We start from the raw sequence: 13,280 nt of genomic DNA on the forward strand, positions 1-13,280 counted from the left end.
CGCGCCACCGCCGCACGGGCAGCGGACGCCGCACACCCGTCATGCCCGCGCACGCGGGCATCCAGAAGCGGGGAAGTGGCGCGCACCACGCCCGGCACCGCACCCCACCCGGACTGACACCATGAAGATCGCCCTCATCGCGCACGACCACAAGAAAGACGACATGGTGGCCCTGGCCACCGCGTTCGCCCCGCTGCTGCGACAGCACACCCTGGTGGGCACCGGCACCACTGGCGGCCGGTTGCAGGCCGAAGCCGGGTTGCCGGTCGAGTGCCTGCTCAGCGGCCCCCTGGGCGGTGACCTGCAGATCGGCGCCCGCCTGGCGATGGGCGAGGTGAATCTGGTCATCTTCCTGCGCGACCCCATGACCGCCCAGCCGCACGAGCCGGACATCAACGCCCTGGTGCGGGCCTGCGATGTGCACAACGTGCCGTGCGCCACCAACGTGGCGTCCGCGCGGATCCTGTTGCAGCACCTGGCGGCCACCGGCAGCCGCGCTTGAAGCAGCGGAACCGCCCTGACCACTTGCCCCGGAGCCAGCCGCCATGAGCCGTCCCATCCGCGTCCTGTTCGTCTGCATGGGCAACATCTGCCGCAGCCCGACGGCCCACGGGGTGTTCCGCCAGCAGGTGCAGGCGGCGGGTCTGACCGGTCGTATCGCGGTGGTGTCGGCCGGCACACACGGCTACCACGTCGGCGCCGAACCCGATGAACGCAGCCAGCAGCATGCGGCGCGCCGAGGCTACGACCTGTCGGACCTGCGCGCCAGCCACCTGGGTGCCGACGACTGCGTCGCCGCCGACCACGTGCTGGTGATGGACGAGGCCAATCTGCGCGACGCACTGCACGTGTGCCCGCCCGAACACGCCCACAAGCTGCGTTTGCTGGCTTCGCACGCGCGGACGCTGAAAGCGCGCGAGGTGCCCGACCCGTACTACGGCGGTGCGGCGGGTTTCGAGCGGGTGCTCGACCTCATCGAAGACAGCTGCGCCGGCCTGCTGGACGCGCTGCGCCGCGAGCACGGGCTCTGAAAGCGCGGCGCGGCCGCCGCGCGGTGGCCGTGTTCAGCCGTTGAGCACGCGCAGTTGCTGCGCGATGATGTCGTGATCGAGCCAGAGCACCGGGCCCGACGGCGCGGCCGAGGCGTTGAACATCAGCGGGCCGGTGGCCTCGATCACGCGGGTGCTCAGCAAGTCGGTGATGAGCGCGCTGCGGTCCTTGTGCAGGCCGGTGATGGTGTCGGACGCCCCGATCATCAGGTCGGCCAGGCCCTGGCTGTTGGGCATGGGCCAGGCGGCGAAGTTGCCGTAAGCCTGCATCACGTCGCTGGCGTAGAAGTCGGCAATGGTCTGCATCACCGTCTCAATGCTGGCCGGGTCGGTCAGCAGTTCGCGGCAGGCGTCCCACTGCGACTCGGTCCAGGCGCCCGGGGCTTCCCGGCGCAGCGCGCGCAGCAGCGAAAACAGCGGCAGCTCCACGCCCACGAAGATGTCCGACGAATTGGTACGGATCTCCGGGCAGTTGTAGACGGTGGCGCGGATGCCGCGCGCCCAGGCGTCCTGCGCGATGCGCTCCAGGCGCATCTTGGCGTAGCCCTGGGTGTAGTTGCTGTAGGTCTGCCAGCGGTATTCGTCGCCGATGAGCACGCGCGTGCCGTGGTAGCCGTAGGCCGAATAACACACCTGCCCGCCGGTGCGCTCCATGCGCTCGCGGATCGCCGCGCTGCCGTCGATGAGATGGCCGAAAGTGTTGGCCGACACTTCGTCAAAGTTCTGCAGGATCAGCTTGCCCAGGTCGCTGTCGAGCAGTTCCTGGGACGACTGGTGGCGGTCGCCACGGCCCTTGTAGACGCGGTTGGCGATGGCCAGAAACACCTTGGCCTTGGGAATGCCGCCGGCCATGGTGTGGGCAAAAAACACCTTGGCGCCGTCGGGAATCAGGCCGTCGAGCGTGGCCATCACCTGCGCCACCGAGGCCTTGAAGCGGTTCACACCGACCTCGCGGCAGCGCGCAATGTGGTCCCAGTCCAGCTTGTCTTCGGTCCAGGTCTTGATCGACAGCGCGCCCAGCAACTCGGTCGGCGTGGGGGTGCCGGCCGGCGCATCCATGTCGAAACCGGCCATCAGCGGCACGTTGATGATGCGGCCACCCAGGTTGGCTTCTGCCGCAGCCAGCTCTTCACCGGTCAGCGGGCGCAGGCTGCCGTCGGCCTCGCGGCGACCAACGGTCACGCCGATGATGGTCATGCCGGCCTGGCGGGCCTCGGCCACCAAGCCGTTGGCGTAACCGCGGCCGAACAGTTCGCCGAACAGCACGAACACATCGCCGGCGCGGAACTGGTGGGGCTGGGGGAGTTGGGTCAGGGGAATGGGACCGTTCACGGTGTCTAACTCGCTGTTGTTATCGGTGTCCGACAGGGGCTGGCGCACGGCGCCAAACCGCGTACTCTAACGGAGCCGGGCCGGCCACGCTCAGCCGCCGGCCGCCAGCAAGGCCTTGGCGGCCTCGATGCGCAGGGCCATCGGCACCGAGGCATCGTTCATCACGGCCAGCAGAAACGGCCTCGGCCCGGTGTGTTCACCCAGGGCGGCCGGGCCGTCCGTAGCGTTCGCAACCGGTGCCACCCGCGGAGCTTCGGCCACCATCGACAGCAGCGGCGCCCATTGCCCGGGCTGCAGCGGCGCCAGCCGGGCCAGCACGTCGGCCTGGGCGTCCGCACCGGGCGGCAGGTCGAGTGCCGCCTCGTCCCCGAACACAGCCGCCAGATCGGGCGCCACAAAGGCCGACCAGCGCTCGCCATCGGGCATGGCGCGGGGCACGGGCGGCGCGTGCTCGACCGCCGGGGCCGCTCCTTGCGGCCACAGGCCCAGGCGACCCGGGGGCACTTCGGGCAGGTAGCGCTGCACCAGCGCGTGCAACAGGGCCCGGCCCTGCGCCGGCGCCACCGGTTGTGCGAGCGAGAACCAGAGCTGGTAGCCGTCGCGCCCGTTGACCGCGATGGCCGGAGCGGGCCAGTCCAGATCGGCCTGCACCCCGCGCCACAGCGCGCCGATCAGCGACCAGTCGGCCGGCCGCGCGAGTTCGAGCACCAGGGCACGCACCTGCCCTTGCGCACCCACCAGGTCGGCCCCATCGGCCGCGCCGCCGGGCACGGCGTACAGGCGCTGCCATTCTTGCGTGTATCGATCCATGCCGCGATGGTAGCGAGCCCCTGGCGCCGCCGCGCCCCCGCCATCCCCGAAAAAGCCGGCCCCGGAGGGCCGGCTGGGCGGTGAGGGCGTGCGGTCGAGCCCGCCAAGTCAGTGGCCGCGGGCCTGCGCCACGGCGGCCTGCACCTCTTTCCACAGGCCTTCACCCACCTGGGCGGCAATGCCGGCGTTCACCGCAGTGAGCTTGTCGCGCATGCGGGCGGCTTCGGCGGGCGGCAGCTCGTTGACCTGCATGCCCTTGCCCTTCAGGTCGGCCAGCGCCTTGGCCCCTTCGGCGCGCGTGTCCTGGCGCTCGAAGTCGCGGCTCTTGACGGCCGCATCCTGCAGCACCTTCTTCTCGGCAGCGCTCAGGCCGTCCCACCACTTCTTGCTCACGGTCACGATCCAGGGGCTGTAGACGTGGTTGGTCACCGTCAGGTATTTCTGCACCTCGTAGAACTTGGACGACACGATGGTGTTGTAGGGGTTCTCCTGGCCGTCGACGGTCTTGGTCTCCAGCGCGGTGAACAGTTCGGAGAACGGCAGCGGCACGGCATTGGCGCCCAGGGTCTTGAAGCTGTTGAGGAACACGTCGTTCTGCATCACGCGCAGCTTGATGCCGTCCAGGTCTTCCAGCTTGGCCACCGGGCGCTTGTTGTTGGTGAGGTTGCGGAAGCCGTTTTCCCAGTACACCAAGCCCACCAGCCCCTTTTCCTGCAGCTTGTCCATCACTTTCTGGCCCACGGGGCCGTCGAGCACGGCGTCCGCTTCCTTGGCGTTGTTGAACAGGAAGGGGGTGTCCCAGATCGCCATTTCCTTGGTGATGCCCACCAGGGTGGCGGTGGAGCCGACCATCATTTCCTGCGCGCCACCGATGAGCGCCTGCTGCATCTGCGTGTCCGGTCCCAGCGCGGCCGCACCCACGGCGCGCACGCGCATCTTGCCGCCGGAGGCCTTTTCCACCTCTTCGGCGAACAGCTTGACGGCGCGGCCCTGGTTGGACTGCTCGTTCAGGCCGTAGCCGAAGCGGATCAGGCGGGGCTTGATGTCCTGCGCCAGCGCGGCAAAGGGCGCGGCCAGGGCGGCCACGGCAGCGGCGGCCAGTACGGTGCGACGGATCACTTTCATGCGAATGTCTCCAGAAGAGGATGGGGAGCGGAGGAAAAGCCTCAGCGCAGCCACGCGACGGGCGCGATGACGATCTGCGGAAAGGCGACGAAAACCAGCAGGATGGCCAGATACACGACCAGGAACGGGTTGACCCCGCGGATCACCTCGTCGAGGCGCAGGCGGCCGACGCCGGCCACAACGTTGAGCACCGTGCCCACGGGCGGTGTGATCAGGCCGATGGTGCCGTTGAGCACGAACATCAGGCCGAAATAGACCGGGTCGATGCCCGCCTTGACGGCGATGGGCAGCATGACCGGCGCAAAGATCAGGATGGTGGGCGTGAGGTCCAGCGCGGTGCCGACCACCACCAGCAACAGCATCATCACCAGCATGAGCAGCTTGGGGCTTTCGGTCAGGTCGCCCAGCCAGCCGGTCAGCACCGTGGGCAGGTCGGCCAGCGTGACCATGTAGCTGGCCACCTGCGCGCCGGCGCACAGGAACATCACGATGGCGGTGGTCTTGGCGGCCCGCGACAGCACGCCGTGCAGTTGCACCAGCGTCATTTCGCGGTGCACCAGGGTCGCGATCACCAGCGCGTAGAAGGCGGCCACCACGGCCGCTTCGGTGGGCGTGAACACCCCCGTCTTCATGCCCCCGATGATGATGACCGGCATCAGCAGGGCCCAGAAGGCCTTGGCCGTGGCCCGCAGGCGACCGGCCAGTGGCATGGGCGGGTCCTGCCGCACCGTCAGGCGCCGGCACTCGACCTTCCAGGCGATCACCAGGCCCAGGCCCATGATGACGCCCGGCACGATGCCGGCCAGGAACAGTTGCGAGATCGAGGTGTTGGTGGTCACCCCGTAAATCACCAGCGGCATCGACGGCGGGATGATGGGCGCGATGATGCCGCCGGCGGCCATCAGGCCCGCCGAGCGGCCCATGGGATAGCCGTGCGACTTCATCATGGGCAGCAGGATGGTGGCCAGCGCCGCCGTGTCGGCCAGGGCCGAACCGCTCATGCTGGCCATCAGCATGGCCGCACCGATGGTCACGAATCCCAGGCCACCCTGGATGTGGCCGACCCAGGCGCGCGCCATCTCGATGATGCGGCGGCTGATGCCGCCCGCGTTCATCAACTCACCGGCCAGGATGAAGAAGGGCACGGCCAGCAGCGGAAAGCTGTCGACCCCGGCCACCAGGTTCTGCGCCAGCAGTTGGGTGTCCCAGAACCCGAGCACCCAGGCCATGCCGGCCCCGGTGAGCACCAGGGCAAAGGCCATGGGCACACCGATACCCATGAACACCACCATGCCCAGGCAGAAGACGATGAAGGCTTGTGCTTCCAGTGTCATGGCCGTTCACTCCACCTCGGCTTCGTGGCCGAAATCGGGCAGACGCCCACGCAACAGGTTCCCCAACGCCATTACCCCGATGGCCGCGGTGCTCAGCAGCGCCGGCAACGGCAGCAGCGCGGTCGGGTACTTCAGGATCACGCTGTGGCTGTCCAGCCCCACCACCACCTGCTGCCAGGCCCCCCAGGCCACGAACCCGCAGGCCAGCAGCACCAGCGCGTGGATCAGCCGCGCCAGCACCGGCATGAAAACCCGATGGCGGAGCGGCCGCAGCAAGGCGGTGAAGGCCATGTGCTCGCCCCGGGCGTAGGCCGCCGTGGCACCGATGAACACCATCCACACGAACAGCAGGCGCGACAGCTCCTCGCTGGCGGCCACACCACTGCCGAAGCCATAACGCAACACGACATTGAGGAACACGGCCAGCGCCATGACCGCCAGGCAGGCGGCCATGGCATGGCTGGCCAGGGACTGGAATCGGGAAACAGGTTGGTCCATGGCTCAGGCCTCCACCCGCTCGCCGGCCAGCCAGCGGGTCACGGTCAGGGTCAGCGCGTCCAGCGGCTGCGTCGCATCCACGCGCAGCACGCCGGGCTCGCCGCTCGGGTCTTCCAGGGTCTGGAACTGGCTGTCCACCAGGCTGACCGGAAAAAGGTGTGCGGTGCGCGCGGCCACACGCTCGCGGGACTGTTCGGGCGTCAGGGTCAGAAAGGCGAACCGCAGATCCGGCACCGCCTGGCGCAAGCGATCACGGTAGCGCTGTCTCAACGCCGAACAGGTCAGCACCATGCCGCGCGGATGGGCCGCGAACTGCGCAGCCAGCCGGTCCAGCCAGCCTTCGCGGTCGGCATCGGTCAGCGCCTGGCCGGCCCGCATCTTGGCCACGCTCTCGGGCGCATGGAAATCGTCGCCCTCGATCAGGGGCAGCGCCAGTCCGGCAGACAGCCGCTGCCCCAGGCTGGACTTGCCACAACCGGCCACACCCATGACCACGAGGTGCACAGGATTGGGTGATATCGACATATTGGTAGCGCTATCCAAACAACATCAAAAAAATGCCCCATCGTTGCGGGCCCATTTTTTTGTTCCTTCAAGGGATACAACCGGCGGCCCAGCTTGTGCGATGAAACTGGTAGCGCTATCCTACCGACAGTCTTTCACCCAGTCATACGGGAAAACCCTTGAGCAACACCGAACGCCGCCGCCGTCACAGCGGCCGGACCACCCTGGCCGACGTGGCCCGCGAAGCCGGCGTGAGCCCGATCACCGCCTCGCGCGCGCTGCGTGGCGAGCGCGGCGTGGCGGCCGAGCTGGCCGACCGCGTGCGCCAGGCCGCCGAGTCACTGGGCTACGTGCCCGACCCGGCGGCGCGCGCCCTGGCGTCGCAGCGCAGCCATCAGGTTGCGATCCTGGTGCCGCTGCTGTCCAACGCCCTGTTTGTCGACGTGCTGGAAGCGGTGCAGTCCACGCTCTGGCCCCACGGTTACCAGACGCTGATCGGGGTCACCCACTACCGCCCCGACGAAGAAGAGCAACTGCTGCGCACCTACCTGGCCCACCGGCCCGCCGGCCTGCTGCTCACCGGCTTCGACCGCACCGAGGCCGCGCGCCGCCTCATCGGCCACGTGCCCTGCGTGCACCTGATGGAGCTGGCGCGCGCGCCGGGCGTGTACTGCGCCGGTTTCTCGCAGCAGGACGCTGGCGAAGCCATCACCCGCCATCTGCTCGACCGCGGCCGGCGGCGCATCGCCTTCGTGGCCGCGCAGCTCGACCCTCGCACGATGCAGCGCGCCGAGGGCTACCGCCGCACCCTCCGGCAGGCGGGCCTGTACGACCCGCGGCTGGAGCGCCTGAGTCCGGAGCCCTCGTCGATGCGGCTGGGCGGTGAACTGTTCGCCGAACTGCTGCAGCAACACCCGGACTGCGACGCCATCTTTTTCTGCAACGACGACCTGGCGCAGGGTGGCCTGCTCACCGCCCTGAGGCTGGGCGTGGCGGTGCCGGGGCGCGTGGCGGTGGCCGGTTTCAACGACCTGTCGGGCAGCGACCAGATGCTGCCGCCCCTGACCACGGTGCGCACGCCGCGGCGCGCCATGGGCGAAGCCGCGGCCCGCATGCTGCTGAGCCTGATGCGCGGTGAAACGCCCGCCACCACGGCGCTGGACCTGGGTTTCGAACTCACGGTGCGCGAAAGCACCTGAGGGCGGTGCCCAGGGCGATCGGTCAGGGCAGCAACCAACCCGACAGCGCCTGCCCGACGGGCGCGTGCCAGCCCTCCCACGCGAAGTAGCCCAGCACGGCGAGCAACAGCCAGGCGGCCAGCCAGCGCCGGTCGTTCGGCACGAGGTCCGGCCCCCGGCCTTCGACGCGGCCGTTGAGCATGGGCCGCGCCAGGTTGCTGCCACGCAGCAGGCTCAGTCCGGCCAGCAACGCCAGGTGCGCAAACACCGCCATCAGCATGGCCTCAGCCAAAAATTCGTGCAGCTCTTCCAGCCAGTGTCCGCCCCAGTCGTTGTAGGTGGCGTAGCCGCTGAGCGCGACCGGCAGGGCCAGCAGCAGCAAGGCCCCCATGACCAGGGCCATCAGCAGGTTCTGGCCCTGCCGCATCGCACCCGTGGCGAACGCGCGCTGGTGCCACGCCGCCATCAGCGAGCGCCCCCAGGCGGGCGTGCCAGCCAGCCGGCGCCAGAGCAGGCCCAGGCGCGCATGGCGGGGGCCGATCGTGCCGTACAGCACGCGGAACACCAGCAAGCCTGCCAGGGCGTAGCCCAGCGTCACGTGCACCCGTCGCCAGTGCTCGCTGTCGGCCGTGAGGTAGGCGCCCAGAAAACACAGTGCGAACAGGGCATGGAACAGGCGCGTGGGCGCATCGGTCACGCGGCGGGTGGGTGCGGCAGCACGCGGCGCCGCGGTCGGTGCCGGCGCGCCGGCCAAGGTGTCGGATGAAGGGGTGTGCATCGCCATTCGCCTTTCAGTCGCGCCACGCACGGCGCTGGCCGTCACTCAGGCCGGCGGGCATGCGCAGGAAGTCTTCGTCGTAGTCACCCCGGTCGGCGCGCGTGTGGCAGGCCCCGCAGTTCGCCGCACTGCCCACACTGGGCAGGCGCCACACGGCAGGCGCGACCTCGTCGTGTTTGCGTAGAAACCAGCGCGAACGGGTGATGCGGTCCTCCGGCGGCGCCTCGGCCACCCGGCGGTGGCTGCCGGCATGGGCCTGCAGCCAACCACCGATCTGCTTCACCGCGGCTTCGTCAAGCGCAGCGTCGGTGCCGTAGTGCCGGTCCAGGCCTGCCATGACACGCTGCCACGAGGCAGCGGGCAACATGCCAGGCGGATACGCGGTGTGGCAGGCCGCGCACTCCTGCACATAGGCCGGCGGCATGCCCGGCGGCCAGCCGCGTGGGCCGTCGGCGTGCGCTGACGCCACCAACAGCACGGTCCCGGCAGCGGTCAGCAGCGCGGTGCGGAAAAACGGGTCAGTCACCATGAGGGGCTCCCAGATTGCGTGGCGCCATCAGCGCAGGGTGTAGAGATAGGCCAGCACATCGGCCTTCTCGGCCGCGCTGCATTCGCGGGACAGCACATCCTTGCAATTGCGGCGCAGCCACTTGTCCACCTTGGCCGTTTCGGTGAAGGCCTTGGCGTTGAACGCCGGTGCCAGCGGCGCGATGGACTTGGCCGTGCTGGCGTGGCGGCCTGTGCCGGTGGGTGGCATACCGTGGCACGAGGCACACGACCATTCACCGCCATGCCGGCGGTCAAAGAAAACCTGGCCCCGTGCCGGGTCGCCCCCCGCACCTGCCTGCACACTCCAGCGAATCAGTTGGTCGGCGGCGGTGGTGTCACCCGCCTGTGCCCAAGGCGCACCCAGCGCAGCGGATGCGGCCACAATCAGCCCGGCGATGCGGGCTCTTGTCGGAAATGGCATGACATAACTCCTGATGAAAGCCCCTGAAGGCGGTGGAAGGCATTCTTGAAAACCCTGCTTGAACCCGTGCTGAAGCCCGCATTCATCTGCCATTCAGGGCCGTCAACGACAATGGCCGCATGCCCGCGTCACCCCCTGCCCACCGCACCCCGCCCCGGCGGCGCCGGCTGCCGGCGGTGCTGATCGCGGTGGCGGCCCTGGTGCTGCCACCGGCCTGGGCCGACCGCGACGACCACGAACGTGCCCGCCAGGCGGTGACCGCGGGCGAGGTGCTGCCGCTGCGCACCGTGCTCGAACGCCTCGAACGCGACCACCCCGGTCAGGTGCTGGAGGTCGAACTGGACCGCGAGGACGGCCGCTGGGTGTATGAGATCAAGCTGCTGCAGACCAATGGCCAGTTGCTCAAGCTGGAAATCGACGCCCGCACCGCCGAGACCCTGCGCAGCAAGCAGCGCGAAGACCGCGGCCGCCACAACCACCGCTGAGAGAGCCGCCATGCGCCTGTTGCTGGTCGAAGACGAACCGACACTGCGTGCCCAGGTGGGTGCGGCGCTGACCGACGCCGGTTATGCCGTGGACAGCGCCGACAACGGCCGCGATGCCCACCACCTGGGGCACACCGAAACCTACGACGCGGTGGTGCTCGACCTCGGCCTGCCGGTGCTCGACGGCCTGACCGTGCTGCGCCGCTGGCGCGACGAAGGCGGCACCATGCCCGTGCTCATCCTTACCGCACGCGACAACTGGCACGAGAAGGTGGCGGGCATCGACGCCGGTGCCGACGACTACCTCACCAAACCCTTTCACATGGAAGAGCTGCTGGCCCGCGTGCGAGCGCTGATCCGCCGCGCCCATGGCCAGGCTTCGCCCGTGCTGCAATGCGGCGCGCTGGCCCTGGACACACGCAGCGGCCGCGTCACGGTGGACGGCGTGGCGGTGACCCTCACCGGCCACGAATACCGGGTGCTGGACTACCTGATGCACCGGCCCGGACAGGTCGTCTCGCGCACCGAGCTGACCGAACACATCTATGCCCAGGACCACGACCGCGACTCCAACACGATCGAAGTTTTCGTGGCCCGCCTGCGGCGCAAGCTGCCCGCCGACTGCATCGAAACCGTGCGCGGTATGGGCTACCGCCTGACCACCGACAGCCCTCTCCAGCCGTCGATGACATGACGGGCGCCCCGCCCCGCCCCACCCCTCGCTGGCGCAGTTCGCTGCGCTGGCGCCTGCTGGCCGCGACGCTGGCAGCGCTCGCCGTGGCGCTCACGCTCGCCGGCCTGATGCTCGCCAGCCTGTTCCGCGAGCACGTGATGAGCCAGTTTGAAAACGCGCTGCGCCGGCAGCTCGATCAACTCACCGCCCAGCTGGAATTCGACGCCAGCGGCCAGCCCCAGATCGATACGCAGACGCTGACCGACCCCCGCTGGCAGCGGCCCTTCGGCGGGCTGTACTGGCAGATCGACCGCCTGGCACCCGCCGCCGATGGCATCCGGCCGGCCGTGCTGCGTTCGCGATCCTTGTGGGACACCACGCTGCAGATGCCGGACGACGCGGTCGCCGACGGCGTGGTGCATGTGCACGAGGGACACGGTCCCCGCAGCGTTCCGGTGCTGATGCTGGAGCGTTCGCTGTCGGTGGCCGAGCAGCCAGGCACCCGCTGGCGGCTCGTGGTGGCATCAGAAACCCAGGAGGCACACGAGGCCGTGGCCCGCTTCAACAGCGTGCTGGCCGCCTCGCTCGGCCTGCTCGGGGCCCTGCTGGCCATCGCCGCCCTGGCCCAGGTGAGCATGGGCCTGGCCCCGCTGCGCGCCCTGCAGACCGCACTCAAACGCGTACGGGAAGGGCAGGACACCCGCCTGCACGGCGACTTTGCGGCCGAGATCCAGCCCCTGATCGACGACTTCAACGGCGTGCTGGACCGCAACGCCGAAATTGTGGCCAGGGCCCGCACCCAGGCCGGCAATCTGGCGCACGCGCTCAAAACGCCCTTGACCGTGCTGTCGCAGGCCGCCAGCCAGCAGGGCAACGAGGCCTCTGCTCCGCTGGCGCGGCTGGTGCAGGAGCAGACCGACACCGTGCGGCGCCAGGTCGACTGGCACCTCGCACGCGCCCGCGCAGCCGGCGCCCAGCGCCTGCCCGGCCTGCGCACCCCGCTGGCGCCCACCGTGGCGGGGCTCGTCCGGGTGATGCAGCGCGTGCATGCCGACCGGGACCTTTCCATCGACATGGTCGGTATTCCGCCCACCCTGAGCTTTGCCGGGGAAGAGCAGGACCTGCAGGAAATGCTGGGCAACCTGCTGGACAACGCCTGCAAATGGGCCCGGCACACCGTTCGCATCCAGGCACAGAAACACGCCCCCATGCCGGGTTCGAACGGCCCTGGCCTGCAACTGGAGGTGGTGGACGATGGTCCGGGGATTGCACCCGACGTCCGCCAGGCGGTACTGGCACGCGGTGCCCGTCTGGACGAGTCGATGGCCGGCTCCGGCCTGGGCCTGGCCATTGTCGACGAACTGGCCCGGCTTTACGGGGGCCGGCTGGCCCTGGAGACGGCGCCCGGCGGCGGCTTGCTGGCACGCCTGACGCTGCCTGCAGCCGCCTGACCCTCAGGCGGCCGGCAAAGCGGCTGGCTCGGCCTGCTCGACACGGCGCCGGTACACCCGGATCGACCAGGAGTGCCCGCCATGATTCACAGCGCGCGACGCTTCCAGCAAGGCGTAGTGACCATCCAGCTCACGCCAGATCTTGCGCGACTTCAGCATGTCGAACATCGACACGATGAACACACCGCCGGGCTTGAGAAAGGCCTCGTAGCGCTGCACCGCCTTCAACGGATCGGTCAGGTAGTAGAGCACCTCGTTGAAGATGATCACGTCGCTGGGTTCGGGCGGCTCAAAGACCTCGATATCGGCAGCCACAAAGCGGCTCTTGCCATCGGCCGGCATCTGCTGGGCCTTGCCGATGGCCTCGCTCGAAAGGTCGACCCCGTCGTAGCGGGCATAGGTATCGGGATTGAGGTGCAGCTTCAGAATGCCCTCTCCGCACCCCAGGTCCAGCACCGGCCCCCCCTGGGTGAAGCGATGGCTGAAGCTGACGATCGTTCCGTAGCGCGCCAGTTCGCTGGATCGGTACAGGTAGTTCCAGTGCCCCTGTCCGTAGGCCACATCCCAGTCCGTCACGCTGTGGCGTTGTACCTCGTAGGGCAGGAGCGCCACCACCGATTCGGGCATGTAAGCGGCCAAGGTGCATTTGGCCAGTCGTTTCCAGCGCTTCAGAGCAATCGACATTCCGTACCGTGTCAGCGTGTGTTGTTCACGGCTGCCGCCATGTGGCCGGCAACCCCCCGCCCTCCCTCCAGAGGCTGGCGTATTGTGGCACCACGCTTACGGGCACTTAATTAAACACAACGGATTTGGCGGCGATGCAACGACCAGACTTGACAGGCTGACCCGGCACTCGGGTGCAAAAACGGGACAGTGCCCCGCTCCAGCCAGCCGTCCTCTTTGTGTTTTTTTGACCGGCCTGCAAAAGTCCCGAAAAACACGCTATAATTCAAGGCTCGACGGGTTCTTAGCTCAGTTGGTAGAGCAGCGGACTCTTAATCCGTAGGTCGTAGGTTCGAATCCTACAGGACCCACCAAAATGCAAGGCCTGCAGTCTCCGGACTGCAGGCCTTTCGTCTATGGCGCTCGAGGG

Annotated in this window: 16 protein-coding genes and 1 tRNA gene; 7 read left to right on the forward strand and 10 right to left on the reverse strand. The window is 68.8% G+C overall.

Annotated elements, in window-relative coordinates; translation table 11 throughout:
* The first annotated feature begins 121 nt into the window (after positions 1 to 121).
* Together L0977_RS03605 and L0977_RS03610 are read left to right on the forward strand one after the other, a co-directional pair.
* A complete protein-coding gene (locus L0977_RS03605) occupies positions 122 to 502 on the forward strand; it encodes a methylglyoxal synthase (protein ID WP_234263346.1) in 381 nt (126 codons plus the stop codon).
* Positions 503 to 545: 43 nt separating this feature from the next.
* On the forward strand, positions 546 to 1,031 hold the full coding sequence (locus tag L0977_RS03610) for a low molecular weight protein-tyrosine-phosphatase (protein ID WP_234263347.1): 486 nt from the start codon (positions 546 to 548) through the stop codon (positions 1,029 to 1,031).
* Positions 1,032 to 1,064: 33 nt separating this feature from the next.
* On the opposite strand, the gene L0977_RS03615 is transcribed toward L0977_RS03610, so the two are convergent.
* The 6 genes from L0977_RS03615 to L0977_RS03640 form a co-directional block, all read right to left on the reverse strand.
* Positions 1,065 to 2,429 carry an enoyl ACP reductase FabMG family protein gene (locus L0977_RS03615; protein ID WP_234263348.1) on the reverse strand — a complete coding sequence of 455 codons (1,365 nt, stop codon included), beginning with the start codon at positions 2,427 to 2,429 and terminating at the stop codon, positions 1,065 to 1,067.
* Positions 2,430 to 2,471: 42 nt separating this feature from the next.
* The gene (locus L0977_RS03620) at positions 2,472 to 3,191 is read right to left on the reverse strand and encodes a hypothetical protein (protein WP_234263349.1); all 720 of its coding nucleotides are present in this window, start codon (positions 3,189 to 3,191) and stop codon (positions 2,472 to 2,474) included.
* A 108-nt stretch (positions 3,192 to 3,299) separates the two neighbouring features.
* On the reverse strand, positions 3,300 to 4,316 hold the full coding sequence (locus L0977_RS03625) for a TRAP transporter substrate-binding protein (RefSeq protein ID WP_234263350.1): 1,017 nt from the start codon (positions 4,314 to 4,316) through the stop codon (positions 3,300 to 3,302).
* 41 nt (positions 4,317 to 4,357) lie between these two features.
* Positions 4,358 to 5,650 carry a TRAP transporter large permease gene (locus L0977_RS03630; RefSeq protein ID WP_234263351.1) on the reverse strand — a complete coding sequence of 431 codons (1,293 nt, stop codon included), beginning with the start codon at positions 5,648 to 5,650 and terminating at the stop codon, positions 4,358 to 4,360.
* A gap of 6 nt (positions 5,651 to 5,656) precedes the next feature.
* Positions 5,657 to 6,148: a TRAP transporter small permease gene (locus L0977_RS03635; RefSeq protein ID WP_234263352.1), complete on the reverse strand. Its 492-nt coding sequence runs from the start codon at positions 6,146 to 6,148 to the stop codon at positions 5,657 to 5,659.
* Between the two features lie 3 nt (positions 6,149 to 6,151).
* Positions 6,152 to 6,673 (reverse strand): gluconokinase, encoded by a 522-nt coding sequence (locus L0977_RS03640; RefSeq protein ID WP_234263353.1) that lies wholly within the window; start codon positions 6,671 to 6,673, stop codon positions 6,152 to 6,154.
* Between the two features lie 158 nt (positions 6,674 to 6,831).
* Between L0977_RS03640 and L0977_RS03645 the strand changes: the two genes are divergently transcribed.
* Positions 6,832 to 7,851, forward strand: a complete 1,020-nt coding sequence (locus L0977_RS03645) for a LacI family DNA-binding transcriptional regulator (RefSeq protein ID WP_234263355.1) — start codon at positions 6,832 to 6,834, stop codon at positions 7,849 to 7,851.
* A gap of 22 nt (positions 7,852 to 7,873) precedes the next feature.
* Here the strand turns inward: L0977_RS03645 and L0977_RS03650 are convergent, their stop codons facing one another.
* The 3 genes from L0977_RS03650 to L0977_RS03660 are packed head-to-tail and all read right to left on the reverse strand — an operon-like array spanning position 7,874 to position 9,578.
* On the reverse strand, positions 7,874 to 8,608 hold the full coding sequence (locus L0977_RS03650; RefSeq protein ID WP_234263356.1) for a cytochrome b/b6 domain-containing protein: 735 nt from the start codon (positions 8,606 to 8,608) through the stop codon (positions 7,874 to 7,876).
* Between the two features lie 13 nt (positions 8,609 to 8,621).
* Positions 8,622 to 9,137: a diheme cytochrome c gene (locus L0977_RS03655; protein WP_234263357.1), complete on the reverse strand. Its 516-nt coding sequence runs from the start codon at positions 9,135 to 9,137 to the stop codon at positions 8,622 to 8,624.
* A 27-nt stretch (positions 9,138 to 9,164) separates the two neighbouring features.
* Complete coding sequence (locus tag L0977_RS03660) at positions 9,165 to 9,578, reverse strand: DUF1924 domain-containing protein (protein WP_234263358.1); 414 nt, start codon at positions 9,576 to 9,578, stop codon at positions 9,165 to 9,167.
* 119 nt (positions 9,579 to 9,697) lie between these two features.
* Here L0977_RS03660 and L0977_RS03665 point away from each other — a divergent pair, with 119 nt between their 5' ends.
* The 3 genes from L0977_RS03665 to L0977_RS03675 are packed head-to-tail and all read left to right on the forward strand — an operon-like array spanning position 9,698 to position 12,187.
* On the forward strand, positions 9,698 to 10,063 hold the full coding sequence (locus tag L0977_RS03665) for a PepSY domain-containing protein (RefSeq protein ID WP_234263359.1): 366 nt from the start codon (positions 9,698 to 9,700) through the stop codon (positions 10,061 to 10,063).
* A gap of 10 nt (positions 10,064 to 10,073) precedes the next feature.
* Entirely contained in the window at positions 10,074 to 10,757 is a 684-nt protein-coding gene (locus L0977_RS03670) for a response regulator (protein ID WP_234263360.1), read from the forward strand.
* Positions 10,754 to 12,187: a sensor histidine kinase gene (locus L0977_RS03675; protein WP_234263361.1), complete on the forward strand. Its 1,434-nt coding sequence runs from the start codon at positions 10,754 to 10,756 to the stop codon at positions 12,185 to 12,187. The genes L0977_RS03670 and L0977_RS03675 overlap by 4 nt, the downstream gene beginning before the upstream one ends.
* A gap of 3 nt (positions 12,188 to 12,190) precedes the next feature.
* On the opposite strand, the gene L0977_RS03680 is transcribed toward L0977_RS03675, so the two are convergent.
* On the reverse strand, positions 12,191 to 12,871 hold the full coding sequence (locus L0977_RS03680) for a class I SAM-dependent methyltransferase (RefSeq protein ID WP_234263362.1): 681 nt from the start codon (positions 12,869 to 12,871) through the stop codon (positions 12,191 to 12,193).
* A gap of 277 nt (positions 12,872 to 13,148) precedes the next feature.
* Here L0977_RS03680 and L0977_RS03685 point away from each other — a divergent pair.
* Positions 13,149 to 13,224: transfer RNA gene (locus L0977_RS03685), tRNA-Lys, on the forward strand.
* Positions 13,225 to 13,280: the final 56 nt, after the last annotated feature.

This window comes from Hydrogenophaga sp. NFH-34 (genome assembly GCF_021401345.1).
In the GTDB taxonomy this organism is placed as follows: domain Bacteria; phylum Pseudomonadota; class Gammaproteobacteria; order Burkholderiales; family Burkholderiaceae_C; genus Hydrogenophaga; species Hydrogenophaga electricum.

Bases quoted from the DNA above. Each gene is read 5' to 3' on its own strand.
- L0977_RS03605 (WP_234263346.1), top strand. From the start codon at position 122: ATGAAGATCGCCCTCATCGCGCACGACCACAAGAAAGACGACATGGTG.
- L0977_RS03610 (WP_234263347.1), top strand. From the start codon at position 546: ATGAGCCGTCCCATCCGCGTCCTGTTCGTCTGCATGGGCAACATCTGC.
- L0977_RS03620 (WP_234263349.1), bottom strand. From the start codon at position 3,191: ATGGATCGATACACGCAAGAATGGCAGCGCCTGTACGCCGTGCCCGGC.
- L0977_RS03625 (WP_234263350.1), bottom strand. From the start codon at position 4,316: ATGAAAGTGATCCGTCGCACCGTACTGGCCGCCGCTGCCGTGGCCGCC.
- L0977_RS03630 (WP_234263351.1), bottom strand. From the start codon at position 5,650: ATGACACTGGAAGCACAAGCCTTCATCGTCTTCTGCCTGGGCATGGTG.
- L0977_RS03635 (WP_234263352.1), bottom strand. From the start codon at position 6,148: ATGGACCAACCTGTTTCCCGATTCCAGTCCCTGGCCAGCCATGCCATG.
- L0977_RS03640 (WP_234263353.1), bottom strand. From the start codon at position 6,673: ATGTCGATATCACCCAATCCTGTGCACCTCGTGGTCATGGGTGTGGCC.
- L0977_RS03650 (WP_234263356.1), bottom strand. From the start codon at position 8,608: ATGCACACCCCTTCATCCGACACCTTGGCCGGCGCGCCGGCACCGACC.
- L0977_RS03655 (WP_234263357.1), bottom strand. From the start codon at position 9,137: ATGGTGACTGACCCGTTTTTCCGCACCGCGCTGCTGACCGCTGCCGGG.
- L0977_RS03660 (WP_234263358.1), bottom strand. From the start codon at position 9,578: ATGCCATTTCCGACAAGAGCCCGCATCGCCGGGCTGATTGTGGCCGCA.
- L0977_RS03665 (WP_234263359.1), top strand. From the start codon at position 9,698: ATGCCCGCGTCACCCCCTGCCCACCGCACCCCGCCCCGGCGGCGCCGG.
- L0977_RS03670 (WP_234263360.1), top strand. From the start codon at position 10,074: ATGCGCCTGTTGCTGGTCGAAGACGAACCGACACTGCGTGCCCAGGTG.
- L0977_RS03675 (WP_234263361.1), top strand. From the start codon at position 10,754: ATGACGGGCGCCCCGCCCCGCCCCACCCCTCGCTGGCGCAGTTCGCTG.
- L0977_RS03680 (WP_234263362.1), bottom strand. From the start codon at position 12,871: ATGTCGATTGCTCTGAAGCGCTGGAAACGACTGGCCAAATGCACCTTG.